At 64.0% G+C, this 25,203-nt stretch carries 24 protein-coding genes; 5 read left to right on the top strand and 19 right to left on the bottom strand.

The annotated features are described in order from the left end of the window. Positions 1–10: 10 nt before the first annotated feature. The 3 genes from JFC13_RS05000 to JFC13_RS04990 are packed head-to-tail and all read right to left on the bottom strand — an operon-like array spanning position 11 to position 2,506. Complete coding sequence (locus JFC13_RS05000) at positions 11–670, bottom strand: response regulator transcription factor (protein ID WP_198395992.1); 660 nt, start codon at positions 668–670, stop codon at positions 11–13. Beyond that, a complete protein-coding gene (locus JFC13_RS04995) occupies positions 667–2,169 on the bottom strand; it encodes a sensor histidine kinase (protein ID WP_198395991.1) in 1,503 nt (500 codons plus the stop codon). Before JFC13_RS04995 ends, JFC13_RS05000 begins: the two co-directional genes overlap by 4 nt. Next, positions 2,111–2,506, bottom strand: a complete 396-nt coding sequence (locus tag JFC13_RS04990) for a hypothetical protein (protein WP_198395990.1) — start codon at positions 2,504–2,506, stop codon at positions 2,111–2,113. The genes JFC13_RS04995 and JFC13_RS04990 overlap by 59 nt, the downstream gene beginning before the upstream one ends. A gap of 148 nt (positions 2,507–2,654) precedes the next feature. On the opposite strand from JFC13_RS04990, the gene JFC13_RS04985 reads away from it, so the two are divergent. Then, positions 2,655–3,395 carry a DedA family protein gene (locus tag JFC13_RS04985; protein WP_198395989.1) on the top strand — a complete coding sequence of 247 codons (741 nt, stop codon included), beginning with the start codon at positions 2,655–2,657 and terminating at the stop codon, positions 3,393–3,395. A gap of 79 nt (positions 3,396–3,474) precedes the next feature. On the opposite strand, the gene JFC13_RS04980 is transcribed toward JFC13_RS04985, so the two are convergent. From JFC13_RS04980 to JFC13_RS04970, 3 genes are read right to left on the bottom strand one after another with little or no spacing between them, the layout of a single operon-like run. Beyond that, the gene (locus JFC13_RS04980; protein WP_198395988.1) at positions 3,475–4,317 is read right to left on the bottom strand and encodes a shikimate dehydrogenase; all 843 of its coding nucleotides are present in this window, start codon (positions 4,315–4,317) and stop codon (positions 3,475–3,477) included. 55 nt (positions 4,318–4,372) lie between these two features. Then, on the bottom strand, positions 4,373–4,819 hold the full coding sequence (gene aroQ, locus JFC13_RS04975; RefSeq protein WP_198396093.1) for a type II 3-dehydroquinate dehydratase: 447 nt from the start codon (positions 4,817–4,819) through the stop codon (positions 4,373–4,375). Between the two features lie 2 nt (positions 4,820–4,821). Further along, positions 4,822–5,571: an IclR family transcriptional regulator gene (locus tag JFC13_RS04970; protein ID WP_198395987.1), complete on the bottom strand. Its 750-nt coding sequence runs from the start codon at positions 5,569–5,571 to the stop codon at positions 4,822–4,824. A gap of 173 nt (positions 5,572–5,744) precedes the next feature. Between JFC13_RS04970 and JFC13_RS04965 the strand changes: the two genes are divergently transcribed. From JFC13_RS04965 to JFC13_RS04955, 3 genes are all read left to right on the top strand, one after another. Next, a complete protein-coding gene (locus JFC13_RS04965) occupies positions 5,745–7,067 on the top strand; it encodes an MFS transporter (RefSeq protein ID WP_198395986.1) in 1,323 nt (440 codons plus the stop codon). A gap of 54 nt (positions 7,068–7,121) precedes the next feature. Continuing rightward, the gene (locus tag JFC13_RS04960) at positions 7,122–9,017 is read left to right on the top strand and encodes a bifunctional sugar phosphate isomerase/epimerase/4-hydroxyphenylpyruvate dioxygenase family protein (RefSeq protein WP_198395985.1); all 1,896 of its coding nucleotides are present in this window, start codon (positions 7,122–7,124) and stop codon (positions 9,015–9,017) included. A gap of 64 nt (positions 9,018–9,081) precedes the next feature. Further along, positions 9,082–9,396: an XRE family transcriptional regulator gene (locus JFC13_RS04955; protein WP_198395984.1), complete on the top strand. Its 315-nt coding sequence runs from the start codon at positions 9,082–9,084 to the stop codon at positions 9,394–9,396. Between the two features lie 108 nt (positions 9,397–9,504). Here JFC13_RS04955 and gap read toward each other — a convergent pair whose 3' ends face one another. Then, on the bottom strand, positions 9,505–10,500 hold the full coding sequence (gene gap, locus JFC13_RS04950; protein WP_198395983.1) for a type I glyceraldehyde-3-phosphate dehydrogenase: 996 nt from the start codon (positions 10,498–10,500) through the stop codon (positions 9,505–9,507). 167 nt (positions 10,501–10,667) lie between these two features. After that, positions 10,668–11,177 carry a MarR family winged helix-turn-helix transcriptional regulator gene (locus JFC13_RS04945; RefSeq protein WP_198395982.1) on the bottom strand — a complete coding sequence of 170 codons (510 nt, stop codon included), beginning with the start codon at positions 11,175–11,177 and terminating at the stop codon, positions 10,668–10,670. 110 nt (positions 11,178–11,287) lie between these two features. Here JFC13_RS04945 and JFC13_RS04940 point away from each other — a divergent pair, with 110 nt between their 5' ends. Beyond that, entirely contained in the window at positions 11,288–12,073 is a 786-nt protein-coding gene (locus JFC13_RS04940) for an SDR family NAD(P)-dependent oxidoreductase (RefSeq protein WP_198395981.1), read from the top strand. 82 nt (positions 12,074–12,155) lie between these two features. Here the strand turns inward: JFC13_RS04940 and JFC13_RS04935 are convergent, their stop codons facing one another. From JFC13_RS04935 to JFC13_RS04885, 11 genes are all read right to left on the bottom strand, one after another. After that, on the bottom strand, positions 12,156–13,193 hold the full coding sequence (locus tag JFC13_RS04935) for a GlxA family transcriptional regulator (protein WP_198395980.1): 1,038 nt from the start codon (positions 13,191–13,193) through the stop codon (positions 12,156–12,158). 65 nt (positions 13,194–13,258) lie between these two features. Then, on the bottom strand, positions 13,259–13,600 hold the full coding sequence (locus JFC13_RS04930) for a carboxymuconolactone decarboxylase family protein (RefSeq protein ID WP_092105978.1): 342 nt from the start codon (positions 13,598–13,600) through the stop codon (positions 13,259–13,261). A gap of 113 nt (positions 13,601–13,713) precedes the next feature. Further along, the gene (locus JFC13_RS04925; RefSeq protein ID WP_198395979.1) at positions 13,714–15,399 is read right to left on the bottom strand and encodes a serine hydrolase domain-containing protein; all 1,686 of its coding nucleotides are present in this window, start codon (positions 15,397–15,399) and stop codon (positions 13,714–13,716) included. Between the two features lie 349 nt (positions 15,400–15,748). Next, on the bottom strand, positions 15,749–17,035 hold the full coding sequence (gene chrA / locus JFC13_RS04920) for a chromate efflux transporter (RefSeq protein WP_198395978.1): 1,287 nt from the start codon (positions 17,033–17,035) through the stop codon (positions 15,749–15,751). A gap of 118 nt (positions 17,036–17,153) precedes the next feature. Further along, positions 17,154–17,774, bottom strand: coding sequence for a response regulator (locus JFC13_RS04915; RefSeq protein ID WP_198395977.1), 621 nt, complete (start codon positions 17,772–17,774; stop codon positions 17,154–17,156). Next, complete coding sequence (locus JFC13_RS04910; protein ID WP_232488194.1) at positions 17,771–19,132, bottom strand: sensor histidine kinase; 1,362 nt, start codon at positions 19,130–19,132, stop codon at positions 17,771–17,773. Before JFC13_RS04910 ends, JFC13_RS04915 begins: the two co-directional genes overlap by 4 nt. Positions 19,133–19,342: 210 nt before the next feature. After that, entirely contained in the window at positions 19,343–21,679 is a 2,337-nt protein-coding gene (locus tag JFC13_RS04905) for an MMPL family transporter (protein ID WP_198395976.1), read from the bottom strand. Positions 21,680–21,765: 86 nt separating this feature from the next. Continuing rightward, a complete protein-coding gene (locus tag JFC13_RS04900) occupies positions 21,766–22,332 on the bottom strand; it encodes an isochorismatase family protein (protein ID WP_198395975.1) in 567 nt (188 codons plus the stop codon). Positions 22,333–22,349: 17 nt separating this feature from the next. Next, positions 22,350–23,117, bottom strand: a complete 768-nt coding sequence (locus tag JFC13_RS04895; protein ID WP_198395974.1) for a siderophore-interacting protein — start codon at positions 23,115–23,117, stop codon at positions 22,350–22,352. A gap of 171 nt (positions 23,118–23,288) precedes the next feature. Continuing rightward, positions 23,289–23,741, bottom strand: coding sequence for a DoxX family protein (locus JFC13_RS04890; protein WP_198395973.1), 453 nt, complete (start codon positions 23,739–23,741; stop codon positions 23,289–23,291). Positions 23,742–23,795: 54 nt separating this feature from the next. Beyond that, positions 23,796–24,977, bottom strand: coding sequence for a CPBP family intramembrane glutamic endopeptidase (locus JFC13_RS04885; protein WP_332839331.1), 1,182 nt, complete (start codon positions 24,975–24,977; stop codon positions 23,796–23,798). Positions 24,978–25,203 lie beyond the last annotated feature (226 nt).

The following is a 25,203-nucleotide window of genomic DNA, read 5'->3' as shown; positions in this document are numbered from 1 at the left end:
AGGCTCGCTTTCAGTCCACGCGGTAGCCGAATCCGCGCACAGTGGTGACGAAGTCGCTTCCGAGCTTCTTGCGCAGATAGCCGACGTAGACGTCGACGACATTGGAACCGGGATCGAAGTCGAAGCCCCACACATGTGAGAGCAGCTGTTCCCGCGAGAGCACATTGCCGCGGTTTTGCAGCAGGATCTCTGCCAATGACAGCTCACGGGCGGAGAGATCGACGATCTTCCCAGCCACCCACACCTGCCGTCTGAGGAGGTCGATGTGCACATCTCCGCGAACGAGCGCTGTCTTCGGAGCTTCGATGATCGTCTCCTTGAGCCGCAGTCTGATGCGGGCCAGCAGCTCGCCGAAGCGGAAGGGTTTGATCATGTAGTCGGCAGCGCCGGACTCCAATGCGAAGATCGTGTCGTCTGCGTTGTCACGTGCGGTGAGCACGAGGACCGGAAGATCGGGGCGCTGTGTGCGCAGCTGGCTGAGAACGCTGAATCCGTCGAGGCCCGGCAGCCCGATGTCGAGGACGAGCAGGTCGAAGTCTCCTGTCAGCGCCAGATCTCGACCCGAGATCCCATCGGCGGCGATCTCCGTGCTGAAGCCTGCGGCTTTGAGTCCCTTGGCGATGAAGGCGGAGATCCGCTCCTCATCTTCGACTACGAGAATTCTGTTCACTGCGGTCCTTTCGGCAGAATCATTCGGAACTGGGCGCCTCTGGACACGTGGTCGAGGACAACGGTCCCTCCGTGCGCCTCGGCGATGGCCATGATGATGGACAGTCCGAGACCGAAGCCGTGCCCCTCGGTCGACCCCCGGCTGAACCGTTCGAAGATCTCGGCGGCGATCTCATCCGGAACTCCGCTGCCTTCGTCGCGAACCCAGAGATGGACGCTGTCATCGACGACACCGGCTCCGAAGGTGATCGGCTGGTCCACCTCGGTGTGTTCGAAAGCGTTGGCGGCCAACTGCAGCAGAGCCTGCGTCAGCCGCTGTCGATCAGCGGTGAGGACGACGCCTGGTGGAGTCTCGACCTTCCAATCACGCTGTCCCAGCCCTTTGGCCTTGGCCAGGGTCTCATTGAGCAGTGAAGGTACGTCGACCTGGCCCGGCCGAACGAAGTCGGGGCGACGAGATCGCGCCAGAATGAGCAGCTCCTCGACGAGGCGGGCCATCCTGTCGGTTTCATCGAGCAGCATCGTCCGGGTCTCATCGACATCATCGACGTCGCTGGAGTCCATGGTCTCAAGATGGCCGCTGAGGATGGTCAGGGGTGTGCGGAGCTCATGGCCGACGTCGTCGAGGAAGCGCTTCTGCGTCTCGAAAGAGGCTTCGAGGCGGTCGAGCATATCGTTGAATGTGCGTCCGAGCTCGGCGATGTCGTCATTGCCTCGTGTGGCGAGCCGGCTGCTGAGATCGCCGCCGGAGATCGACTGTGCGGTCTGTCGCAACTCGGTGACCGGAGCCAGAAGCCGCCTGGCCAGCACCGAAGAGATCCCCGAGATGAGCAGCGCAGCGGCCAGTGCGACGACGATGTAGATCTGCATGACCTGCGAGAGATCGGCGTGGCTGGCGGTGACGTTGTGCACGACGACGAACGAACCCGGGCCGTTGTCCGCACCTGACTTGGATCCGCCGGCTGTGCCTCCACTGGGCGTGCCCGCTCCGGGTCCGGAGGTGATCGGCAGTACGTAGCCGTCGTATTCGTCGCCGTCGATCGTCAGATTGATCTCGCCGCCGTCAGCGGACACTTCGGCCACGGCCTTCTCGAACTCTGCGGAACCGTTGACCGCGGAATTCGGCTCCCCTTGGTACAGGACACGACCATCGGTGAGGAAGGCGAACAGGGTCTCATCTTCGTCTGGCCGATTCTGGGCGAGGAACTGGCTGAGGATCTGGTCGACTGAGGTGAAGCGTTCCCCGGTCTCGGGGTCGACACCGTTCTGGGCGAAGGAGCGCATCTCTGCGATCTCCTGCGCCATGGAGGCCGTATTCCGACCCTCGACGTTGTTCGCTTCAACGGTGTAGAGGACGAGTCCGACGACGGTGAGAGCGAGTACGGAAAGAATGGCGACCGTGATCGTCAGTCGATTCTGAACGGTCATCCGGATGCGACGTTCAGTCGTCGTCGCCATCGTCACCGTCGTCGCCATCGTCGTCGCCGTCGTCGTCGCCATCGTCACCGTCGTCGTCACCGTCGTCGGAATCGGCGGGCACTTCGCGCGGCGGGTTGGGCACCGGCTCATAGGAGTGTTCGAGTTCCTCGGGCACAGTCGACTCGCCGGAAGATTCGGAGGACTCGGTCGACTCGGTGGGTTTATCGGCAGATCCATCGGGTTTATCGGCAGATCCATCGGCGTTCGAGGGAGCCGAAGTCTCGGGGGTGACTTCGACCGGGGTGAGATCCGGCGGCTCCGGCGAAGCGGAGCTCCTGACGATGATGACCGTGAGAACTGCGAGCACGATCACCAGAGCGGCCACTACCGAGCCCAGAATCTTCGATCTTCCTTCCACGCTCTCAACACTGCCCAAGGCCAGAGGGTTTGTCGAGCGATCAGCGATGAGAGTCTTCTTAGACAGATCAGCCGCGCACTGCCAGGGATCACCTGAGTCGCTGTGATACCGTGAGCGCCGACCGCACAGCCCCATGCAGGAGCCATTGATGAGTGAGAACCGTCTGCCCGATGACGAGGCCCGGTTCGAGGAATCCGAGAGCAGCGACTCCTCCGACGAGAGCCCCTGGGCCGCGCTCAAACCATGGCAGGGCAAGGCCTCGCGCCTGGACAAAGTGCTGCTCTTCCTCATCATCGGCGTCCCGCTCGTCTATCTGGGACTCATGCCGCTGCGCCCTTGGATGCTGGTCAACGCACCGGTCCTGCAGGAATTCATCAACGGCGCGAAGACCGCGATCGTCGCGGCCGGAGCCTACGCCCGCATCGGCGAGATTCCGCTGTGGCTCGTCGTTGTTGCGGGATTCATCGGAATGGCGAAACTCGACTGGGCGTTCTGGCTGGCCGGCCGACGCTGGGGCGACGGAATCCTGCGGCTCTTCGCCCAGAACGAACGACAGCTCAAACGAATCGAATCCCTCAAGCGGATCCCCAACTGGGCCCTGTTCCTCATGACCATCGTCTCGCGGTGCCCAGGAGTACCGGGAACCCTCGTCTACCTCGTCGCCGGTTGGACGCGGATGCGACTGTCACTGTTCCTCATCGCTGACCTCCTGGGTTGCCTGCTCTTCACCATCATCTGGACGACCTTGGGCTATCAGCTGGGTGAGGCTGCCGTCGATGTGCTCAAGGTCGTCGACAAGTACGCGCTGTGGCTGACATTGGCGATCATCGTCGGCATCTTCGTCATCACCTATATCCGGGAATATCGCAAGCAGAAGAACGCACAGTGAGCCGCCACTTCACCCGTCGGTGATCGCGGGCCCAGTGTTGGTCGGGCTCAGTGGAGGTCGAACTCGGTGGGAGTTGAGTTCAGGCGCCGAAGGACAGGAAGGTCTCGCGCGTTCGCGTCGGATCGGCCTTGCATCCGCTGAAGAGTTCGAAGGCGTCGATCGCCTGGTTGACGGCCATACCCGAACCGTCGAGGGTCCTGCAGCCCTTGTCCTTGGCCTCCCGGAGCAGTTGGGTCTCGAGTGGGAAGTACACGACGTCGGCGACCCACGTCTGCGGATCCAGCAGCCCGGTGTCGAAGGGCGTCCCAGGAAAGGCCGCCATGCCGACCGGGGTGGCGTTGACGATTCCGTCCGCCGAGGTGATGGCCGGCTCCAGCTCTTGTGTTGAGATCGCGCGGACGTGGTCCCCGATCTCGGCGGCCAGATCCTGTGCTCGCTGTGCACTGATGTCGGCGATGACGAGGTCCTTGACCCCCAGCTCTGACAACGCGAACGCGACCGCGCGCCCTGCTCCGCCTGCACCGATCTGCACGACGCGATTCCGTGTGGCACCGTCGAGTCCGGCTTCGAATCCTCGTGCGAACCCGGTGACGTCGGTATTGTGACCCGTCGTCCGTCCAGCCTCGTCGATGACGACCGTATTGACCGAGCCGATCCGGCGAGCGCCGGGGGCAACCTCGTCGAGGTGGTCGATGACCTGCTGTTTGAAGGGATGGGTGATGTTGAGCCCGTCGAAGCCGAGGTTCACGGCCGATGTCAGCAGCTCAGCCAGCGGCACAGAGGCCAGTCGCTCATCGGCGATGTCGATCGTGCGGTAGATCGTTGTCAGATCGTGCGCAGCGCCTTCATTCTCGTGCATGCGCGGGGTGCGGGAGGCGGAGATGCCCTCGCCGATGAGTCCCAGGAGCAGTGACCGGGTCATAGTCTCACTTTCGTGTGGTGCGTGCGGTGTTCGTGTCTGACGTGGTCGCCGCGGTTCAGTGGGTCGTGGTGCCGAGCTTGTCGGCCAGGATCTCCATCGCGTGCACATACCCCTTGGCTCCGGCACCGGCGATCACCGCTGCGGCAACGGGTGAGAGGTAGGAGTGGTGACGGAATGATTCGCGGGCATGCGGGTTGCTCAAGTGCACTTCGATGATCGGATGGTCATAGGATTTGAGCGCATCGTGGAGTGCCAGAGACGTGTGCGTATAGGCGCCGGCGTTGATGATGGCACCCACGGTGGTCTCTCGGGCCTCGTGCACGGCATCGATGAGGTCGCCCTCGTGGTTGCTCTGGAGACAACGGACGCTCAGTCCAGCCTCGGCAGCGCTTGCGGTGCACATGTCCTCGATGTCGGCCAGTGTGGTGTGGCCGTAGATCTCGGGTTCGCGCACGCCGAGGAGGTTGAGGTTGGGTCCGTTGAGGACGAGGACGGTCTGCATGGTCACCTGGGCAATCTGGCGGCGATCGCGGTCGCCGTCTCGGTCAGTTGGGGGACGAATTCGATGAGCTCGTCCAAGGTTCGGCGAAACACCGGTGCGGCCAGTGCAAGGGCCGCCAGCAGGCGACCGTCGAGGTCGAAGACGGGTACGGCCAGGGCATTCATGCCGATGTCGTTCTCCTCGGACTGCCCCGCCCAGCCGGTGGTGCGGATCTGTTCGAGCTTGGTTCGCAGCTGTGCGGGATCGGTGATGGAGTTCGGAGTCCGCGGCTCCAGTTCGAGCGCACTGATCGTGTCATCGCGCTTCGGGTCGTGGGCGAGGAGCGCCTGCCCCAACGCCGAGGTGTGCAGCGGAGAATCGTCGCCTGGGTCCGTCGTGGTCCGGTACTGAGGGCCGTCGACGGTGATCACCGTGAGTGCGGCATTGCCGCGGCGCACGGAGAGGATGCTCGACTCCCCCGTGGACGCCGTCAGCGCCTGCAGCAGGTCTTTGGACGATCCGGCGAAGCCGCGACGATGAGCGACCTTCTGTCCGAGGCGGAAGACCTCCAACCCCAGGGTGTAGGCCTTGGTGGAGGGCTCGTAGTCCGCGTATCCGGTCTCGACGAGACCGCCGAGCAGCCTGTAGGCGGTGCTGAAGGGATGGCCGGTGAGCTCTGCGGCCCTGGCTGCGCTGATGCCCTCTGCATGGTCACCGAGGAGTTCGAGCATATCGAAGGCCTTGGTCACGGAGTTGGATCCCTTTGCCGGCATTCTTCGCCTCCTCGGCTCGACTGAGTGGTTCGACTGAGTGGTTCGACTGGGTGAACTGAACGTGGCTCATTGACGTGAACCGAACGTTGACAGACTATGTCATCTCGATCACACTGTAAACCACACTGTAACAACGACTTCCACATTATGGCAATAGAGAGATGCGAGGAAGCATGATCAACGCGACCGATGACGCTCGTCCCGCCAAGACCCCGCTGAGGGCGGCACTGTCGAGCTGGACGGGCTCGGCTCTCGAGTACTACGATTTCGCGGTCTACGGAACCGCCGCAGCTCTGGTCCTCAACGTCCTGTTCTTCCCAGACACGACCGCTCCGGGCATGGCCATCCTTCTGGCGATGGGCACCGTCGGCGTCGCATATGTCGTTCGCCCGCTGGGTGCCCTCGTCATGGGGCCCCTGGGAGACCGGTTCGGTCGGAAGTTCGTCCTCATGCTCACCTTGTTCCTCATGGGGTTCTCGACCTTCGTCGTCGGCTGCCTGCCCACCTTCGACCAGGTCGGATATCTCGCGCCGGCACTGCTGGTGCTGTGCCGAGTGATCCAGGGGCTCTCCGCTGCCGGCGAGCAGGCGAGCGCGATCAGCGTCTCCCTCGAGCACTCGGAGGAGACCAAGCGCGCCTGGACGACGAGTTGGACGCTGCACGGCACCCAGGCAGGCACCCTGCTGGCGACCGCGGTCTTCATCCCCTTCACCGCCTTCCTCCCCGAGGAGGCGCTGTTCAGCTGGGGCTGGCGCGTACCCTTCTGGCTCTCGGCACTCGTGGTGCTGACCGCCTGGCTGATTCGCCGCGGCCTGGACGAGCCGCCTGCCTTCAAGGAAGCTCGCAATGAGCACCCTCCGCTGATGGCGGTCTTCCGTTGGCACAAAGCCGCGGTTCTGCGGGTGGCGGCCTGCGCCATGGTCAACACCGTGAACATGGTCTTCACCGTCTGGTCGCTGTCATTCGCCACCTCGATCGTCGGCCTCGAACGGTCGACCATGCTGCTGGTCTCGGTCATTGCCAACGGGGTGGCTCTGCTCGCAATCCCGGCCGCAGCGATCCTCTCTGACCGCATCGGCCGCAAACCCGTCTTCATCATCGGAGCGCTGGGGGCCGGGCTGATGATGTTCCCCTACCTGGCTGCGGTCTCAAGCGGAAACTGGACCCTCATCTTCATCTGCGGTTCGATCATGTCCGGCTGCGCCTACTCGATGGCCAACTCGATCTGGCCTTCGTTCTACGCGGAGATGTTCCCCACCACCGTTCGCGTCACCGGGCTGGCTCTGGGCACGCAGATCGGCTTCGCCGTCTCCGGCGGACTCGCCCCAGTACTGGCCTCAGCCGTCGCCGGCGCCTCGGGAGAGAATTGGATCTCCGTCGCCGGGTTCACCGCCGGTGTCTGCGTCTTCACGGCACTGGCCGCGATGACGGCGAAGGAGACCAAGGGGCTGAGCCTCGAAGAGATCGACACAGTCCACGCTGCACGCTCACACTGAGAAGCGTGCCGGTGATGAAGAACTGCCGGTGATGAGAAGCAAGGAAGGACGTCCATGCGAACGTCGATAGCAACAGTCTGCCTGTCAGGAACTCTGGAAGAGAAGCTTCGGGCCGCAGCGCGGGCCGGCTTCGACGGAGTCGAGATCTTCGAACAGGACCTCGTCGTCTCCCCCGACTCCCCCGAGGCCATCGCGAAGTTGGCTGCCGATCTTGGCATCAGCCTCGATCTGTACCAGCCCTTCCGGGATCTCGAAGGCGTCGACGAGGCGCAGTTTCAGAAGAACCTGAAGCGGGCGGAGACGAAATTCCAGCTCATGGCCCGGCTCGGGATCGACACCATGCTGCTGTGCTCGAACGTCGGGACTGCCACCATCGCCGATGACGGCGTGGTCGTGGAACAGCTGCGTCGCCTCGGCGATCTGGCTGACCACCATCGCGTGAATATCGCCTACGAAGCTTTGGCCTGGGGTCGGTTCGTCTCCGAATACGACCATGCCTGGGACCTCGTCAAGGCCGCCGACCACCCTCGGATCGGGACCTGCCTCGACAGCTTCCACATCCTCTCGCGCAGCACGGATCTCAGTCGCATTGCGGAGATTCCCGGAGACAAGATCTTCTTCCTCCAACTGGCCGACGCGCCCGCACTGACCATGGACGTCCTCAGCTGGTCTCGCCACCACCGTGTCTTCCCCGGTGAGGGCGCCTGGGATCTCAGCGGCTTCCTGACCAGGATCGCCGCCACAGGCTACGCCGGGCCGGTATCGCTTGAAGTCTTCAACGACTCGTTCCGGCAGGGCGATACCAACCGGACCGCCGTCGACGGCCTGCGCTCGCTGCGCTGGCTCGAGGCCAGCATTGCCGATGCATCTGCGGCCGCTGCTGAGTCTGCGGCTCCGGGCTCGGGCCTTGATCTGCAGCCTCTGCCAGAGGTGGAGGAACCGCGCGGAATCAACTATGTCGAGCTGAGCACCGATGATCTCGGCGCCCTGACTCGCCAGATGCACCAACTCGGGTTCCAGTTCATCGGCTATCACCGCAGCAAACCCCACGTGCAGCTGTGGCTGCGGGGGAAGGCCCGCATCATCGTCAGCGAGGTGACCGAGGAAGCGGGCACCACCTCGGCGCCGGTGAACGGTACATTCCTGCGCGGAATCGGATTCGAAGTCGCCGACTCGAAGTCGGCCATGGAACGCGCCGCGCTGCTGCATGCGGACGAAGTTCCCCGCGATCAGGCGCACAACGACGAGGTGCTGCGCGGCGTGTTCGCCCCCGACGGCTCCGAGGTCTTCTTCCACCAATTCAACGAGACGACACCGGCGTGGATCAAGGAATTCGGACATGATCACGACGAGCAGACCTCGCACATCGACCATGTGAACCTGGCCCAACCGTCGAACCACTACGACGAGGCAGTCCTGTTCTACACCTCGCTGCTGGCACTGCACGCCCAGTCCTCACAGGACGTGCCGAGCCCTTCAGGGCTGGTCAGGTCGCAGGTCATGTCGAGCACCGACGGATCGGTTCGGATGCCGCTCAACGTCTCGCCGCAGCCGAATGCCGAAGCCGTCGCGGGCCGTGGGATCGGCTCAGTGGCCGAGTCCTACCCGGAGCACGTGGCCGTGGCCTGTCAGGACATCTTCCATGCCGCTGCGACCGCGCTCTCACGCGGATTGGACTTCCTTCCTGTACCCCAGAACTACTACGAGGACCTCGATTCCCGCTTCGACCTCGACCCGGAGTTCCTGCAGCGGCTGCAGGCCCATCATGTCCTCTACGATCGGGACGAGCACGGTGAGTTCCTGCACTTCTACACCTCGACGATCGGCTCCGTCTTCTTCGAGATGATCGAGCGCCGAGGCGACTACCTCGGATTCGGTGTACCCGATGCTCCCGTTCGGCTGGCCGCACAGCATCGGAAGAACGCACAGGTGTCTGTGCAGCCAGGGTAGCCGACCGACCACCTGACGTGAGGTCTTCTGGCAGGTTCCAGGTTCTTCTGGCAGGGTATGGACCATGAACAATGAACAGATCTTCGACGGGCCGCTGGCTCGCGCAGCCCGTGCCCTGGTTCGAGTCTCTGCCAAGGACGTGGCGTCCAAAGCCGATGTGAAGAAATCCGAACTCAAGGACTTCGAGAAGGGACGCGACGACCTCACCGAACAGCAGGAGCATCGGGTACTCGAGGCCCTCGAAGAGTTCGGTGCCAGGTTCGTCCTCGATGACTCCCAGGGCGGCTACGGAGTGCGTCTGAAGTTCAACCGCGCCAAGGTTCGCGCCATCGAGCGTTGGGAAGACGAGGGCGGAACACCCGCCGAAGACGACGTCTGAGACCACCCGAGCAGTCAGAAGCTGCCCCGATCGTGCACATCGCACGGTCGGGGCAGCTTCTGTCTTGTTCGAAGGTCAGCTGGAGGGCCAGCTTGCCTCGCTGGACTCTCAGCCTTCGGCGATGAGCTCCAGATTGTCGACGACGCGGTTCGAGAAGCCCCATTCGTTGTCGTACCAGGCGGTGACCTTGACCATCTTGCCCTCAACACGGGTCAGGGCGGAGTCGAAGATCGAGGATGCGGCCTGCCCGACGATGTCACTGGAGACGATCGGTTCGGTCTCGTACTCGAGGATTCCCTTGAGTTCCCCGTCGGCAGCCGTGCGGTAGGCCTCGAGCACCTCGTCGCGGGTGACGTCACGGGACACGATGGCGTTGATCTCGACAATCGACCCGACCGGCACGGGCACGCGCAAGGCGTCGCCGCTGAGCTTGCCATCGAGTTGCGGAAGCACGAGGCCGATGGCCTTGGCGGCCCCGGTCGACGTCGGGATGATGTTCTCCGCGGCGGCCCGGGCACGACGGGGATCCTTGTGCGGTCCGTCCTGGACCATCTGGTCGCCGGTATAGGCGTGGACGGTGGTCATGAAGCCCTGTTCGATACCGGCCAGGTCGTCGAGGACCTTGGCCAGTGGCGCCAGGGCGTTCGTCGTGCATGAGGCGTTAGAGATGATCGTGTGTTCGGGCTTGTAGGCCTCGGTGTTCACGCCGTAGGCCAGCGTGACGTCTGCTCCCTTGGACGGGGCACTGACGAGGACCTTCGTCGCGCCGGCGGTGATGTGCGCCCGCGCCTTGTCGGCCTTGGTGAAGCGTCCAGTGGATTCGAGGACCACGTCGACGTTCATCTCAGACCAGGGCAGGTTCTCGGGGTTCTTCTCGGCGAGGACCTTGATCGGCTTTCCGTCGATGATGATCTCATCGCCGGAGACCTCGACGGGGAAGGCGAAGCGGCCCAGCGTGGTGTCGAACTTGAGCAGCCTGGCCAGGTCTTCGACGGGGCCGAGGTCATTGATGGCGACGACCTCCAGGCCACTGCCGCGTTCAATCAGAGCGCGCAGTGTGCTGCGTCCGATACGACCGAAACCGTTGATGGCGATGCGAGTCAATGTCACTCCTTGGGAGGGGTTCTGCTGGTGGGTACATCTCTATGCTCTCGTGTTCGCGCAGACAACAACAGTGGCCAGAGAGACATTCTACGCAAGGTTATAGCCAGACGTATTGCCAGATACCGAAAGTATCTGGCCAGCATAGATTCGACCCGTACAGACGCCGATCAGTCACGCCCGCCACAGGTCGATTCACCGGAATGCCATTCGCTGTCAGCACGAATGGCGGCGGTGATTCGTCGACTGGTGTCGCGCAGCTGGCGAGCCTGAGTGCGAGTCAACGAATCGAAGACGAGTCTGCGCACAAGAGCAACATGCCCGGGCGCCGCCGCATGCACAGCCTTCTGTCCAGCGTCGGTCAGCGTCGCGATCGTGATGCGACCGTCGCTCGGATCCGGAGCCCTGCGGACCCACAGCTTCCGCTCCAGTCGTGCAACTGCGCGCGACAGACGGGACAGGGTGCTGTTGGCGTAACCGGCAAGCTCACTCATTCGAAGCGATCGCCCCTCAGCCTCCGAGAGGGCGAAGAGGATCCCGAACTCGAAGTGACTGATCCCCGAATCACCCTGCATCTGCGCGTCGAGCGCCGCAGGAAGCCACTCAAGAAGCGTCGCCACTGCCGCCCATGCTTCAAGTTCATCGGGGTTGAATGCATCAGCGGATTGGTCATCGATCATGAGCGCCAGTCTAACATTTCACTTGTCTGGGAAAGTTAAAACATCTACGATTCACTTACTCAGGAAAGTAATTGCTGCCGTGCACGGCGGCACGAAAGGACAGATGCACCGTGGACACAGAGATCTCAGGCAAAAGGGCATTCGTCAGCGGCTCCACCCAGGGCATCGGATTCGCGGTGGCCGCAAGCCTGGCCGCAGAGGGCGCCACCATAGTGATCAACGGTCGCGATGGGCACCGCGTGTCCGAAGCCCTTGAGAGTCTTCGCTCCCTGGTGCCCGGCTGCGATATCTCGGGGATGGCCGCTGATTTGGCTGACTCAGGGCAAGTCAATGCACTCCTCGACGCACTCGAACCCGTGGATGTGCTGGTCAACAATGTGGGACACTTCGAGGTGTCTCCATTTGAGGAGATCTCGGACGCGGAGTGGTCCCGGCTATTCGAGATCAATGTGATGAGTGGGGTCCGGCTCTCACGTCATCTCCTCAAGCCGATGCTGAAGCAGGGGTGGGGCCGAATCATCTTCGTCGGCACCGAGTCCGCCGTGGATGTGCCTGGTGACATGATCCACTACGGGGCGACCAAGGCTGCTGCGCTCGCGCTCAGCAACGGCCTCGCGAAACTCACCCGGGGCACCGGTGTCACGGTCAACACCGTACTGGGCGGTCCGACCTATTCCACCGGCGTAGCAGACACGGTCGAACAGATCGCTTCCGCACAGTCGCTCTCTCCTCAGGCGTTGAAGTCCACACTCGTACGTGAGTCCTCGCTCATCCAACGCTTCATCGAACCCGAGGAGATAGCGAATCTGGTGACCTATCTGGCCAGCGCGAAGTCGTCGGCAACCAATGGCGCCGCGCTTCGTGTCGAAGGCGGCGTTCTCCCCACCACCGTGTGAGACCTCTGCGCGCATGAGGCATCTACGCGTATGGGCCACCACCGCCGCACAGGCGAGACCTCCGGCCGAACCTTCCCCAGAATCACCCGGAGAACGTGTGCCGATATTCATTGGGAGAGGTCGAGAGGATGCGCTGGAAGTGCATGCGCAGATTCGCTCCGGTGCCGAGCCCCACCTGGTCAGCGATCTGTTCGATCCCCAAGTCGCTGTTCTCCAGGAGTTCCCTGGCCAGATCGACGCGGGCTCTGAGCACCCACTGCATCGGGGTGTATCCGGTATCGTCGACGAAGCGCCGCGAGAAGGTGCGTACGGAGACTCCCGCATTTGCCGCGAGGTCAGTGAGCGTCAGTGATTCGCCGAGGTGCTGCAGGGCCCATTGCCTGGTGTCGGCGAAGACCTCGCCGAGCGGATCGGGCACGCTGCGCGGCACATATTGGGCCTGCCCGGCACTGCGGTAAGCGGCCGCAACCAACCGGCGGGCGACCTGGTTGGACAGCCCCACACCGTGGTCGCGGCGGATGAGGTGGAGACAGAGATCGATCGCCGAGGCTGCTCCTGCCGAGGTCAGCAACGGTCCTTCATCGATGAACAGGACGTTCTCGTCGACCTCGATCGAGGGATAGCGTCGGGCCAGCTCCTTCGCCGTGGACCAGTGGGTCGTGGCACGCCGGCCTGCGAGCAGACCGGTGCGTGCGAGGACGAAGGTCCCGGTCGAGATTGCGGCGATCCGAGCGCCGCGTTCGAACGCGGAGAGCAGAGCGCCGACAACGGCCGCCGATGGCTCATCGTCGACGACCGAGGTGGCGCCGGGGATGACGATGGTGTCTGCCGATTCCAGCGCGTCGAGGCCGATGTCGACGCTGTAAGTCAAACCGTCTGCCCCAGCGACCGGACCGGGAGCGGCCCCACAGACTTCGACCGAATACGGCCAAGTTCCGCCCGGGAGGATGCCGCTGGGGTGGACCGATGCGGTGGGGCTGACCGCGTTGGAGCCGCGGCCGAATACCTGGACGGGGACGCCGAGGTCAATGGCAGACACCCCGCTCAGAGCCAGCACGAGAATTCGGTGCGGCTGCGAACGGGGTGTTCCGCGCAGTGGTGTTCGGGAGTCTTCAGTCATGATTGCTCTTCAGTCTAGGCAATCAGACCGCTCAGACCAGCAATGGAACAGAGCAGCGGTCGGACTCAGTGGTCGTGGGCTCCGGTGAGCTTGAAGCCGAGGCGGCCGTGGGCGAATGCGCCGCCGGCCCGAATCGCCGAGGCAGTCCATGCTGTCTCTGCCAGCTCGGTCTCCGAGGCACCGGCCTTGACCGCCGCGTTCGAGTGCGCATCGATGCAGTAGGCGCACTGGGTGGTCAGTCCGACGGCATAGGCGATGAGCTCGCGGTACTTCAGCGGAATCTCACGCCCGTCCTCAGCGAAGACGGCATTGTTGAAATCGCCGAAGGCCTTGAGGATGTCCGGGGTGGTCTCCTTGTAGGCCTTATCGTACTTTCCGTCGCCTTCGCGATCGAAGAAATCAGTCATGGTGCGCTACCTCCTGGGATCGAAATCGTTCCAATTCGTCACGCTACAGCCAGAAGCAGTGGGATGCATCCGTTTTCGTCATACGCGGGCGGGCAGCGGCGTTTGAACGCGAGTCAGACGATGCCGGGCTGAGGCACGTACTGCTGTGGTGCGATGCTAGCGGCAGCGGCGGGTGCGGCCACGTTCGGAATCAGGGTGCCTGCTGCAGCGCGGGGAACCGCGGCGTGCGCAGCTGCAGCCTGCGGAGTTGGGACATCTGGTGCGGGCGCACCTGCCACGGCAGTGCCCGGTGCTGGCGCTGAAGCGCTCCGAGCTGGGGCTTCGGGAGCCGCACTGCCGAGATTACTCGAGGGTTCGACTGCGGACGCCACCGGCGATACAGTCGCGGATCCAGCCTTCGGGGGAACCGCCTCGGCGATGGCCTCGAACATGGCCAGGGTGCCATGCTGGTGGGCCAGGCTCACTGGCTGGGGGTCGCTGGAGAGCTTGACGCCCACGGTCTGGGTGGCGCGGTCGATGTAGAGCATCTGGCCGTGGATGCCGATGCCGATGACCACGTCGCGGCTGGCCGAGGGCACCCAGAACTGGCTGCGGTACATTCCGCCCGGGTAGGACTGGCCCGACGGGGAGTCGGCGAAGACCTGGGCGGAATCAGCCGCTCCGGTGAAGATGTCGTCGATCCACTGGCTTGAGAGGACACGTTCTCCCTCGGCCGTGGTTCCGCCGCGGGCGATCATCTCACCGAACCTGGTCAGGTCGCGCAGGGTGGTGCTGATGGCGCCGTCGGCGATGGACCCGCCCCACCGGTCCTGGCAGACCTGGGCCGCGTGGGCCGCACCGATCTTCGACCATACGTATTCGCTGGCGATGACGGAGAAGGGCTGCCCGACGACGGCTTCGCAGATCCAGGCTAGGACGTCGGTCTCGCAGCTGCGATAGACGTAGGCACCGCCGTGCTCGCGGTCGCTGGTCAGGCCCTTGAGGAAGTCCTTGATTCCGTTCGCCGAGGTGGCTGTCCGCGGCGCGAAGTCGACCGCCTCGAACAGGTCCCGGATCTCGGATCCTTCCTTGAGGTATTCCTCGGAGAACTTGACGCCCGATCGCATGTCGAGGAGGTCGCGGATGGTCGCCCCGGCATATCCGCTCTCGGACAGTGCGGGCACGCGGGTGGTGACCAGGTCGCTTGGGGAGAGGAGGCCCGCGTCGGTGAGTGCGCCGACGACCGCGGAGACGATGGACTTGCTGATCGAGAACAGCATGTGCTGGCGCGCAGGCTTCATCGGCCAGGCGTATTCCTCTTCCAGCGCGATCCCGTCGCGGGAGACCATCCAGGCGTCGGTGAATGTGTTGGCCAGAACGTCGCCGACGGTCGACCAACTCTCGTCAGCGCCGGACCACTTCTCGCGGTCGATGGGCAGGGGACGGAAATCGTTCTCTTCGGTCACAAGCTCGCGGACAGGGCCGATCCCGCGCGGAATGCCTCCAGTTGGGAAGATCTCCTCCATGCGCGTCAGAGCGAAGGCGAAGTACTTCGGCCACTTCCAGGAGTCGAGATCGATGCGTTCGAGGATCGCCTCGGAAGGATCGACGATGGCGTCTTCGCTCGCTGAGGTGAGTTCGCCGGCGCGCGGCAGCGGCGGCTCGGCTGGCGGCTCTGACGGAGGTTCGGTCGAGGAGGCGCTGTCGCCGGTCTGCTCCGTCTGCGGACTGATGCCTTTGGTGTTTCCCGAAAGTGCTCCGAAGCGGCGTACGCCAGGTTCGTCGAGGGAACCGGGCAGTGTCTTGTCCCCATCTGCCATCGCTCGCCTCCACCAGTCTCGACCGGCATGGACTGCCGATCTGCATGGAAGAGCCTACCCGGAGGAGAAGAACCATCACAGTTGAGCCCGGGCTCCAGGCCACTTTTCAAGCGTCGACGCGTGAAACGACAGGCCTGCTACCAGGTGCGACATCGCAAACGGTTACTTATCAGTTATTCAACTTACAGTCTGACGCAATCGGCACGTTCTTGATTATTCGTGTCTGCATCAGGCTTCCGAGCTTCGACACACCGCCGTCGTGTCGAGACCCCGGTGCACACACAGGGGTGGCGACGCTCCATGTGTGTTTCGGCGAATCCGAATGGGATGTCAACACCATCGCTGTCTGTCAGAGGAACGCGAACCCGATCAGGCCTGCGGCGATGACGGCGGCCCATGCCGGCAGCTGCCACTTCACCTGGGCGATGAAGACGGCGACCGCCAGCGCCAGAGTGGCAGGCGAGGTGACGCCCTGGGTGAACACCGGGTCATAGAGAGCGGCCGCCAGGATGCCCACCACGGCCGCGTTGACTCCCAGCAGTGCCCGCCGCACAGAGGGTGCACGACGCAGGCGCTCCCAGAAAGGCAGAGCAGCGATGACCAGGAGCGCTGCCGGCAGGAAGATCGCCACCAAGGCGATGCCGGCACCGATCAGTCCCGTCGGCCCCGCCGTCGTAGAGGCCCCGAGGAACGCTGCGAATGTGAACAGCGGACCCGGCACCGCCTGGGCAGCGCCGTATCCGGCGAGAAATGAATCGTGTCCCACCAGACCCGTCACGACTGTTTCTGTCTCGAGCAGAGGCAGCACGACGTGACCGCCGCCGAAGACGAGAGCACCGGCGCGGTAGAAGACGTCGACCAAGCGCAGATTCGAGTCTCCGGTCACTGCAGTCAGGATCGGCAGTGCCACAAGCAGCACTACGAAGGCAGTCAGAGCGACGGCACCGACCCTGCGGGAGATGCGCACGCCGGCGTCGTGTCGCGCCCCGAAATCGCCTCGCGCTTCGTCTCCAGCGGGCCGCGCACCCGCATCCGGACTCTGACTGCCGGTGACCGCAGCGGCTTCTCGACGCAGCCAGACGAGTCCGATGACGGCGCCCACCACGATTGCCGCAACCTGAACGAAGGGGTTCGGGACCAGCAGGATGATGATCATTGCGGTGCCGGCGATGGTGGCGCGTTTGGCATCTGGGGTGAGGTTCTTCGCCATTCCCAGCACCGCTTGAGCCACTACGGCGACCGCGGCCGCCTTCAGCCCGTACAGCCATCCCATGTTCGCGTCATCACCCAGTGAGGTGATGCCGAAGGCGAAGGCGACCAGCACAATGGCCGAGGGCATGGTGAAGGCGAACCAGGCAGCGAGCAGACCGCCGATGCCTGCTCGCTGCAGTCCGATCGCCATGCCCACCTGGCTCGAGGCGGGACCGGGAAGGAACTGACAGAGCGCCACAAGGTCCGCGTAGGTGCCGTCGGAGAGCCATTTCCGCCGCTCAACGAAGGTCTCCCGGAAGAATCCCAGGTGTGCGACTGGCCCGCCGAACGAGGTCACGCCGAGGCGCAGGAATGCCCAGAACACTTCCCTGATCGTGCCGGGATGCCTGCGTCCCTGCCGCACGTCTGTCGTCGATTCGCCCATTCTCACTATTCTGGCCTCGGTGCCTCATGCGAATCGACAGTCCGCCGGTGAAGATCGATGAACTTCAGGACAATTTTTGGGCCCAGCCTCCTGGAGTCCGATTCCGCGCCGGCGGCTGCTACACCAGCCCCTGGTCCTCGGCGACACGGATGGCGCGGGAACGAGAGTCCACGCCCAGCTTCGTGAACACGTTGACCAGATGGCTCTTCACGGTCGCCTCGGTGACGAAGAGCTCCTGTGCGATCTGTGCGTTCGAGGCACCGGTGGCCAGCAGCTTCACCACATCGCGTTCCCGTCGGGTCAGCTTCGGGCCCGGATTTCGCATCGCGGCGACGACCTTCGACGAGATCTCGGGCGGCAGATAGGTCTCCCCGCGTGAGGCCTTCTCGATCGCAGTCGAAATGTCCTCGGGGTTGATGTCCTTGAGCAGATACCCGGACGCTCCGGCGTTGAGTGCGGCGACGATCTCCGAATCGTTGTCGAAGGTCGTGAGGATGAGGACCGCAGGCTTCTGCGGCAAGGCGTTGAGCCGCTTCGTCACCTCGATGCCGTCGATGCCCTCGCCCAGTCGCAGATCGCACATCACCACGTCGGGCGCGAGCTCAGCGACTGCTTCCAGTGCTTCCTCGCCGCTGCCGGCCTCACCGACGACAGCGATATGGTCGGGGGCGTCGATGACGGACCGCAGGCCGGCCCGCACCACGGGATGGTCGTCGACGAGAATCACTCGAATGCTCATGCGCTGTCTCCTTGCGTTCCTTGTTCAATGCCATCGTCAACCTCGCCGAGGTGGTCCTTGCCGATGCCCCCACCATCGTTGCCGCTCGGCGTGGTCGTCGATCGTGAGATCAGGGTCGGATTGTTGGGCAGCGTGGCCGAGATTGCGAAACCCGAACCGGGCGTCGTCTCGATGACGAGTTCGCCTCCCAGCTCGCGCATCCGTGAGCCGATGAAGTCGAGTCCGAAACCGGATTCCGATTCGCGCTTCCGCGCCTCCGGGTCGGCCATGCCGACACCGTCGTCGACGATGTCCATGCGGATCGATCCGTCGAGGTCCATGAGGCTGACCACGACCCTCGAGGCTTGAGAGTGCTGTCTGACGTTGGCGAGCGCGGACTGCGCGGTCCGCAGCAGCGCAACCTCCACCTCGGCGGGCAGAGAGGGCACGGTCTCGTCGACCTCGACGCGACCGCGGATGGAGGTGTCCTCCTCCATGCGGGTGAGCAGTCGTCGGATGGCCGCGGTCAGCGCCCCGTCCTCGAGCTCGGCCGGGGCGAGGGCGGCGATGATCCGGCGCACGTCGCGCGAACTCTGCGCGGCGAGGTCCTCGACTTGGCGCAGAACCTGCTGCGCGTGCTCATCGGTGGTCCTGTCCACCTCGGCGTGGGCGATGAGACGGATCGAGGAGATCTCCTGCGCGATCGTGTCGTGGATGTCGCGGGAGACGCGGGTGCGTTCCTGGATCTCACCGGCATGGCGCTGGGTCAGGGCCAGTTCGTCCTGCAGGTCCAGCAGATTCTGGTGAGCCAGCTCCAAGGACTGCAGCAGCTCTTCGCGCCTGCGCCCTTCTCGCAGGAGTTCGATGTAGCCACGGGAGAGGCCGAGCGCGAAGACCGCGCCGATGAGCGATCCGATGATGCTCGCGGTGCCGACCGCACCATAGTGGGCCAGGGGTGCCACGACCGTCGCGATGTAGGTCAGCGCGGTGAAGACGACGGCGATGCGCAACGAGAACAGGTGACCGGCGAGCAGCCAGAGGACGAAGGCGATCCAGATGAACTCGGCGGAGACCAGCAAGGTGCACAGCCACGCACCGGCGAGGACCAGCAGCCACCATTTGGCCAGGACGATCGCGCCGCTGCGAGCGGCCCGGACGGCACCGAGGGCGTACCAGGCGAGGAACACGATGCTCACGGCGATCGCGGCCAGGGGCGCCGCTCCGGTGTCGATGGCACGGATGCACGAGATCACGGTGAGAGCCAGGGCCATTGCGTGCTGGCCGATCTCCATGGTTCTCTCTGTCCACCCGCGTGTGTCCACGGTTTCACCTTCCTGCAAGTCGTTCTTCGTGCTTGTCGTCATTCCTGCGGTCGTCATTCCTGCCAACTCAATCACATCTGCGGCGAGTGCGTGCGTTTTTCGGCGGTCGACGCTTGCGGCGACGGGGCCCGGCCACCGAGTTGTCTCGATGGCCGGGCCCCGCCCGTGTGAGCTGACCGCGTCAGCCGCCTGTGTCAGCTCTCGGCACCTTGAGTCAGTGCCCGCGGTCAGCAGCTTTGTGTCCGTGCCCGCGGTCAGCACCGATGGTCAGTGCCTGCCGTGACCTCCCGAGGCACTGGCCTCGTACCGGTCGGATTCGGCGAGGAGATGGGTCCCCTCCGCCGACGCGCCGTCGGACTCCATGCCACCGGCCGACGAGGACTGGTCTGAGCCTGCTGGCTGGGGGTTTCGAGTCTCCTCGTCACCGGCTGCGGCGGCGTCAGCATCGGCGTACTTGTACTCCGAGTTCGTGATCGCCTTGTTGGGCCACCACATCCGGTTGCCGGCCAGGCCGAAGATGGCTGGAACGATGACCGTGCGCACGAGAACGGTGTCGACGAGGACGCCGACTCCGACGATGAGTCCCAGCTGGCCCAGGACCATCAGGGGCAGCATGCCCAGGGCTGCGAACACTCCGGCCAGGACGATGCCGGCGCTGGTGATCACGCCGCCGGTGTGGCTGACGGCTTCGATCATGCCCTGGCGGGCACCGTGGACGACCGATTCCTTCTTCGCCCGGTGGGACAGGAAGATCGAGTAGTCGATGCCCAGCGCCACGAGGAACAGGAACGCGAGGATCGGCACCTGAGCATCGAGTGCTCCCTGACCGAACACCGTCCGGCTGAGGAAAGCGCCGAGGCCGATCGCCGCGGCCGAGGACGCCACATTGACCACGAGCAGGGTTCCCGCCACGAGCGGTGCACGGAGGATGCCGAGCAGAATGATGAAGCTGATGGCCAGGATCAGCGGTGCAATGGTCAGGAAATCCTGAGCGTTGCCGTCGCGGGCATCGAGTTCGGTTGCCGCCGCGCCGCCGACGTATGCGTTCGCACCGTCGATCGCGTCGACATCTGACCGGATGTCAGTGATCAGGTCGAGGCCCGCAGGGCTGTCGGGTTCGTATTCGCCGGTGACCATGACCTTCGAGATCGAGTCTGCGCCGGTGCTCGTTTCGTCGGTGACGTTGGCACGCACGACGCCGTCGATGTCGGCCACGGAGTCCGCTACCTGATCGGCGTGGGCCGAGTCGGTCACGACCCAGATCGGCTGCGATTCGCCGGGAGGGAAGTGCTCGGACAGGACGTCGAGGCCCTGGGCCGATTCGGACTGCACGCGGAATTTCTCAGACTGATCCAGTCCCACCGAGGTGCCGATGAGGCCAGTGGCCATAACACCGAGAATGATGATTCCGGCGCCGAGGTGGATGCCCGGCTTCTTCACCACGCGAGTCGCGATGGTCCTCCAGATGGAAGGCTTCGTGTCGGCAACGGGCTTGGCGTCGGTGGCGTCCTGCACCTTGGGGACGAAGGGCCAGAAGACGCCTTTGCCGCAGATCGCGAGGACCGGGGGCAGTGCGAAGAGCACGGCGGCTGCGGCGATGATGAGTCCGATTGCGGCGGTGATACCCAAACCACGGGTTCCCGGGATGACGGCGAAGACGAGGCTGAGCAGTGACAGGACCACGGTCAGGTTCGAGGCGAGGATCGTCGATGCGGTGTGGGTCCAGGCGGAACCGAGTGCCAGACGGTGGTCGCTTTCGCGGCCCAGCTCCTCCCGGTAGCGGGAGATGAACAGGAGCGCATAGTTGGCACCGGCGCCGAAGACGAGGACGCTGATGATTCCCGAGTCGAACTGCAGATCGAGTGCGTCACCGACTGCTGCGGTCACGGTGGATGCGAGTCCGTCGGCGGTGCCGATGACGATCAGCGGGAGCAGCCAGAGGATCGGCGAGCGGTAGGTGATGATGAGCAGGAGTGCAACGATGACGATGGTGACGATGAGGAGTGTGAAGTCCGCGCCGCCGAATGCTGAAGCGATGTCGGCACCGATCGCCGGACCACCGGTGACCAGAAGAGACATTCCGGAGTCCGTGAGGTCACCGGCCCGAGAGTCGTCGGCGATGAAGTCGCGGAGTCCGTCGACGGTATCGGCGGTGTCGGAGTTGGTCAGGCCGACCTCGATGGGGACCATGAGGAGCGCGGCCTTGCCGTCGTCGCTCATGATCGGTCCGCTCGCCTGGGATGCAGCATCACCGGACGAGGAGTTGGTGTTCGAATCGGCGTTCTGGGCGGAGTCGATGTAGTCGCCGAGCGAGCTGCTCAGCTTCCCCAGTTCGGACTGGTCGCTGTCGCTGAGGACCGAACCGTCGGCGTGGGAGGCAACGACCATGACCGACTGCTTGTCGGCGTCGGGGAACTTCTGCAGGAGCTGTGCGGCCTGGGTGGATTCGGAGTCGGCCGGAGCTGATTCGTTGGCCCGGTCCTCGCCTGCGCCGGACAGGAGTCCGAAGAGGAGGGTGACGAGGATGACGACCCCGCCGAGGACGAACCACGAACCGCGCTTCGACACGAGTGTGTGCGCGCTTTTCGTGAGTGGTGTGTTCATGTCTTAAGCTCATCAATATTCTGAGCTGAAAACATCGCCTAGGAGTTCAGACTAAACCTGCAACTTTCGATGGAGTCTCGCGAGTATCAGGCGATCGTGGCGCCCGCAGCGTCCATCTCAGCCAGCGCCAAAGTGGAAGAGTCCTTGCCGACACCGGCGATGAGATCCTGCAGAACGCGGACGGACAACCCGTTCTTCAGAGCGTCGAGGACGGTGGCGCATACGCAATGGTCGGTGGCGATGCCGACGACGTCCACCTCGGTGATGGTGAGCTCTGCCAGCAGATCGCCGAGGTGCTCCCCCGCATCAGTCATCCCCTGGAAGGCAGAGTAGTCGGGGGTGCCCTGCCCTTTGCGCACGTGGTGGGTGATGGCGTCGGTGGTCAGCAGAGGATCGTATTCGGCGCCCTCGGTGTCCGCGACGCAGTGCACGGGCCAGGAATCGATGAAGTCAGGGTTCTGGCTGAAGTGGCCGCCGTTGTCGCTGTCGGCGTCATGCCAGTCGCGGGAGGCGATGACGGCGTCGTAGTCATCGGCGTGGGTGTCCACAAAGCGTGTCACCTCTTCGGCCACACGGTCGCCACCGTCCACGCCGAGCGCCCCGCCCTCGGTGAAGTCGTTCTGGATGTCCACGATGAGAAGTGCCTTCGCCATATCTCGAGCATAGGCCTTCAGCCGGTGGGTTTTCCTTCAAACCAGTAGAACTGAGAGAAGTAGTGGTCCTTCTTCAACCCCAGATCCTGTTTGACCACAGTGCGGATCTGTTTGATGAGTCCGCGTTCACCGGCAGCCCACACATAGAGACCGTCAGTGGCGAGGCCGAGAGAGCGCACATGGTCAGCCAGAGCGTGACCGTAGGCACCGTCGCGAAGAATCCACTTCCACCGCGCGTTCGGGTGGCTGGCCCGAGGGAGGCTTGTGGCGGCCTCCGGGGCACGGTCGTCCTCGATGGCCACCGTCACCGCCACCTCGGCGGGGATCGCCTCGAGCCAGGAGTTCACTGCCGGGAGCGCGGTGAGATCTCCTACGAGGAGGATGTGATTCGTGACGGCGGGCAGGTCGATGCGCGTCGGGGTCAGCGCGGCTTCGATAGTCGTTCCCGGCGTCGCTCTCGCCGCCCATCGGCTGGCGGGACCAGCGCCGTCAGGATTCGCCTCCTTGCCGTGGATGACGAAGTCGAGACTGAACGCGCCGGTAGCCAGGTCGACATCGACGAACGTGTAACCGCGTTGACTGACTTGGCCCTCACCCTTCTCCGGATGAGGGAACCAGAGACGAGTCCAGAGCGTGGGAAACACCTCGCTGAGCTCGGTCAGGAGCTCTGGCCCTGTGAAGTGGATTCGACGGTAGTAGTCGGTGAAGTCTTCGACCTGCGTCACCGCAACCTCGTGGTTGGTGATGCGCATCAGCCGCATCACTCCGCGCTGCCAGTTCACCATGCTTGTCCGCCTCTTCGTCCAGTCATACTCCCATGACTGAGCTTAGCCTAAGCTAACAAACACTGGTGATGGCTGCGATGTGGTGGCGGCTGTGACGTGGGGCCGAGGTGGTGTGGGTGCGGCGACGCCGCCGAAGCTTCGAGCTTGCCCACGTTCAGCGTCGGCTCTGGCTCAGTTCTGCTTCGAGGCCTTCTTCGCAGCTTTCTTGGCTGCCTTCTTGCTGGCCCCGGCACCGGCGATGAGGAGGAGGCCGCCCAATGCGGCGACATTCTTCGAGAAGTGGGTCTTGTGAGCGGCAGCGTCGGCACCGTCCATCTCCCAGAAGGCATGGCCGGCCAGTGTGGTCGGCACGAGGGACCCAGCGAGGGCGAGCGCGGAGGCCCGGGGCTTGATACCCAACGCCAGAGCAGTTCCAGCCAGGAGCTGGAGTCCTCCGTTGGCACGGACCAGGAACTCATCGTCCTCGGACAGGATCGGCACGTATTCGCGGATCGCATCGAGCGTCGATCCAGCAGCCTGGACCCGGCCGCCCGGGTTGGTCAGTGCCGAGTATCCGCCGGTGATGAAGATCGGTGCGGTGAGTACGCGTCCTGCTGTCTGCAGCAACGATGATCCTAGTGCCATGGAATTCTCCTTGAAGTATGGGGTTTTGAGCCTAACGGATGCTCGACCTCGGCCTCAAAGCGCGTCGTCATGAGGCGCCACTGGAGATGTCACTGGAGGTGTTTGCTCCCCGGGCGCCATCGACTGCGCATCGGACGCGGGAGGCACAGCTGGTGCGGGCGGCACAGCTGGTGCGGGAGGCGCAACGGGCGCAGGTGCCTTCGGCCGCTTGAGACCCAGTTCGGGCTGCTTGCGGAACTGGCCGGTGGCGAAGAGAACAGCGATGACGATCGCGGAGACGATCCAACCGGACACTCCCAAGAACGAGACCAAGGCCATGTCCGGCGCCGAGGCGGAGCCGTCGATGAACAGACCGAGAAGCATTCCTGCCGAACCGTTGAGTGCAGCATGTGCGGCGACGGCTGGCCAGACCGAACCGGTGCGCAGTCGCAGCCAGCCGAACAGGATTCCCAGCATGATGCATCCGCCGACCATGAAAGCCAGCCCGGTGATGTCGGGGCGAGCGAAGTTGTATCCGAGCAGGATCAGCGGTGCGTGCCACAGACCCCAGATCACTCCGACGATGATGAGCGCCGGCCCGGTTCCGAGTGGACGCAGGCTCGTCAACAGCCAGCCCCTCCAGCCGACCTCCTCACCGAAGGCAACGATCACGTTGAGCAGCGATCCCAGAGCCATGATCACCAGATAGCCGATCACTGCCAGGGCCACCGGGACTTCGTCCAGCCCGGGCAGCTGCGCCAACTGCGTCTTGAACCCTGAGAGTCCAAGCAGATCAACCTGCATCCATCCGAAGGCTGCGCCCAGAAGGTAGGCCACGGCGACGAGCACGAATATCCCGAAGAAGGCGAGCGCGGCCATCCCGAGAACCCGGCCGAAGGGACGCAAAGGCCAGATGCCGAGGTACCTGACAATGCTGGCCCGAGGCTCACCGGTGTGACGGCGCTGAAGGAACATCGCCACGACCACAGCGATCAGCGGGGTGAACATCATGGCCATCCCCGACACCTGCACAAGCAGTGGATTGCCTAACCCTTCGCCGCTCAACCACAGCGGCAGGCACACGAGCCAGGCGAGGATCACCGCGACGGCGACGAAGACGGCGAACTCGAGCCACGGCACTGTGGGCGGCACGATCGCCAGAGGTCGTCCCTTGTCGTCCACCTCTTCTCCCGACGAGGTGGCTGCGGGCTCTGTACCCACGATGGCGTTGTCGTTGTCATCCGTTCTCGTGCTCACGGTTCCTCCTCGGTCCTGCACCAGTTCCTCAGTCCTGCACTGACGCTTCAGTCTTGCGCCGTTCTCATGATCCAACCTACGTTGTCGCAGAACCCGGCACCTCCGCCACGTGGATGAAATCGGCCTCGCCCGCATGGCCGAGCAGTCCACCGTATCCACATTCTCCGACCTATCCACATTCTGAGATACGATGAGCACCGTTGAATCACCGTCGATTCGTGCAAAG

Origin of the sequence: Brevibacterium antiquum (genome assembly GCF_016107655.1) — a bacterium.
Taxonomy (GTDB): domain Bacteria; phylum Actinomycetota; class Actinomycetes; order Actinomycetales; family Brevibacteriaceae; genus Brevibacterium; species Brevibacterium antiquum.
This window is presented reverse-complemented; position numbering and strand designations above follow the sequence as displayed.

Excerpts from the sequence above, each read along its gene's own strand:
- JFC13_RS04995 (WP_198395991.1), bottom strand. The coding sequence starts at position 2,169 with ATGGCGACGACGACGGCGACGACGATGGCGACGACGGTGACGATGGCG.
- JFC13_RS04985 (WP_198395989.1), top strand. The coding sequence starts at position 2,655 with ATGAGTGAGAACCGTCTGCCCGATGACGAGGCCCGGTTCGAGGAATCC.
- JFC13_RS04980 (WP_198395988.1), bottom strand. The coding sequence starts at position 4,317 with ATGACCCGGTCACTGCTCCTGGGACTCATCGGCGAGGGCATCTCCGCC.
- aroQ (WP_198396093.1), bottom strand. The coding sequence starts at position 4,819 with ATGCAGACCGTCCTCGTCCTCAACGGACCCAACCTCAACCTCCTCGGC.
- JFC13_RS04970 (WP_198395987.1), bottom strand. The coding sequence starts at position 5,571 with ATGCCGGCAAAGGGATCCAACTCCGTGACCAAGGCCTTCGATATGCTC.
- JFC13_RS04965 (WP_198395986.1), top strand. The coding sequence starts at position 5,745 with ATGATCAACGCGACCGATGACGCTCGTCCCGCCAAGACCCCGCTGAGG.
- JFC13_RS04960 (WP_198395985.1), top strand. The coding sequence starts at position 7,122 with ATGCGAACGTCGATAGCAACAGTCTGCCTGTCAGGAACTCTGGAAGAG.
- JFC13_RS04955 (WP_198395984.1), top strand. The coding sequence starts at position 9,082 with ATGAACAATGAACAGATCTTCGACGGGCCGCTGGCTCGCGCAGCCCGT.
- JFC13_RS04945 (WP_198395982.1), bottom strand. The coding sequence starts at position 11,177 with ATGATCGATGACCAATCCGCTGATGCATTCAACCCCGATGAACTTGAA.
- JFC13_RS04935 (WP_198395980.1), bottom strand. The coding sequence starts at position 13,193 with ATGACTGAAGACTCCCGAACACCACTGCGCGGAACACCCCGTTCGCAG.
- JFC13_RS04930 (WP_092105978.1), bottom strand. The coding sequence starts at position 13,600 with ATGACTGATTTCTTCGATCGCGAAGGCGACGGAAAGTACGATAAGGCC.
- JFC13_RS04925 (WP_198395979.1), bottom strand. The coding sequence starts at position 15,399 with ATGGCAGATGGGGACAAGACACTGCCCGGTTCCCTCGACGAACCTGGC.
- chrA (WP_198395978.1), bottom strand. The coding sequence starts at position 17,035 with ATGGGCGAATCGACGACAGACGTGCGGCAGGGACGCAGGCATCCCGGC.
- JFC13_RS04915 (WP_198395977.1), bottom strand. The coding sequence starts at position 17,774 with ATGAGCATTCGAGTGATTCTCGTCGACGACCATCCCGTGGTGCGGGCC.
- JFC13_RS04910 (WP_232488194.1), bottom strand. The coding sequence starts at position 19,132 with ATGACGACCGCAGGAATGACGACAAGCACGAAGAACGACTTGCAGGAA.
- JFC13_RS04905 (WP_198395976.1), bottom strand. The coding sequence starts at position 21,679 with ATGAACACACCACTCACGAAAAGCGCGCACACACTCGTGTCGAAGCGC.
- JFC13_RS04900 (WP_198395975.1), bottom strand. The coding sequence starts at position 22,332 with ATGGCGAAGGCACTTCTCATCGTGGACATCCAGAACGACTTCACCGAG.
- JFC13_RS04895 (WP_198395974.1), bottom strand. The coding sequence starts at position 23,117 with ATGGTGAACTGGCAGCGCGGAGTGATGCGGCTGATGCGCATCACCAAC.
- JFC13_RS04890 (WP_198395973.1), bottom strand. The coding sequence starts at position 23,741 with ATGGCACTAGGATCATCGTTGCTGCAGACAGCAGGACGCGTACTCACC.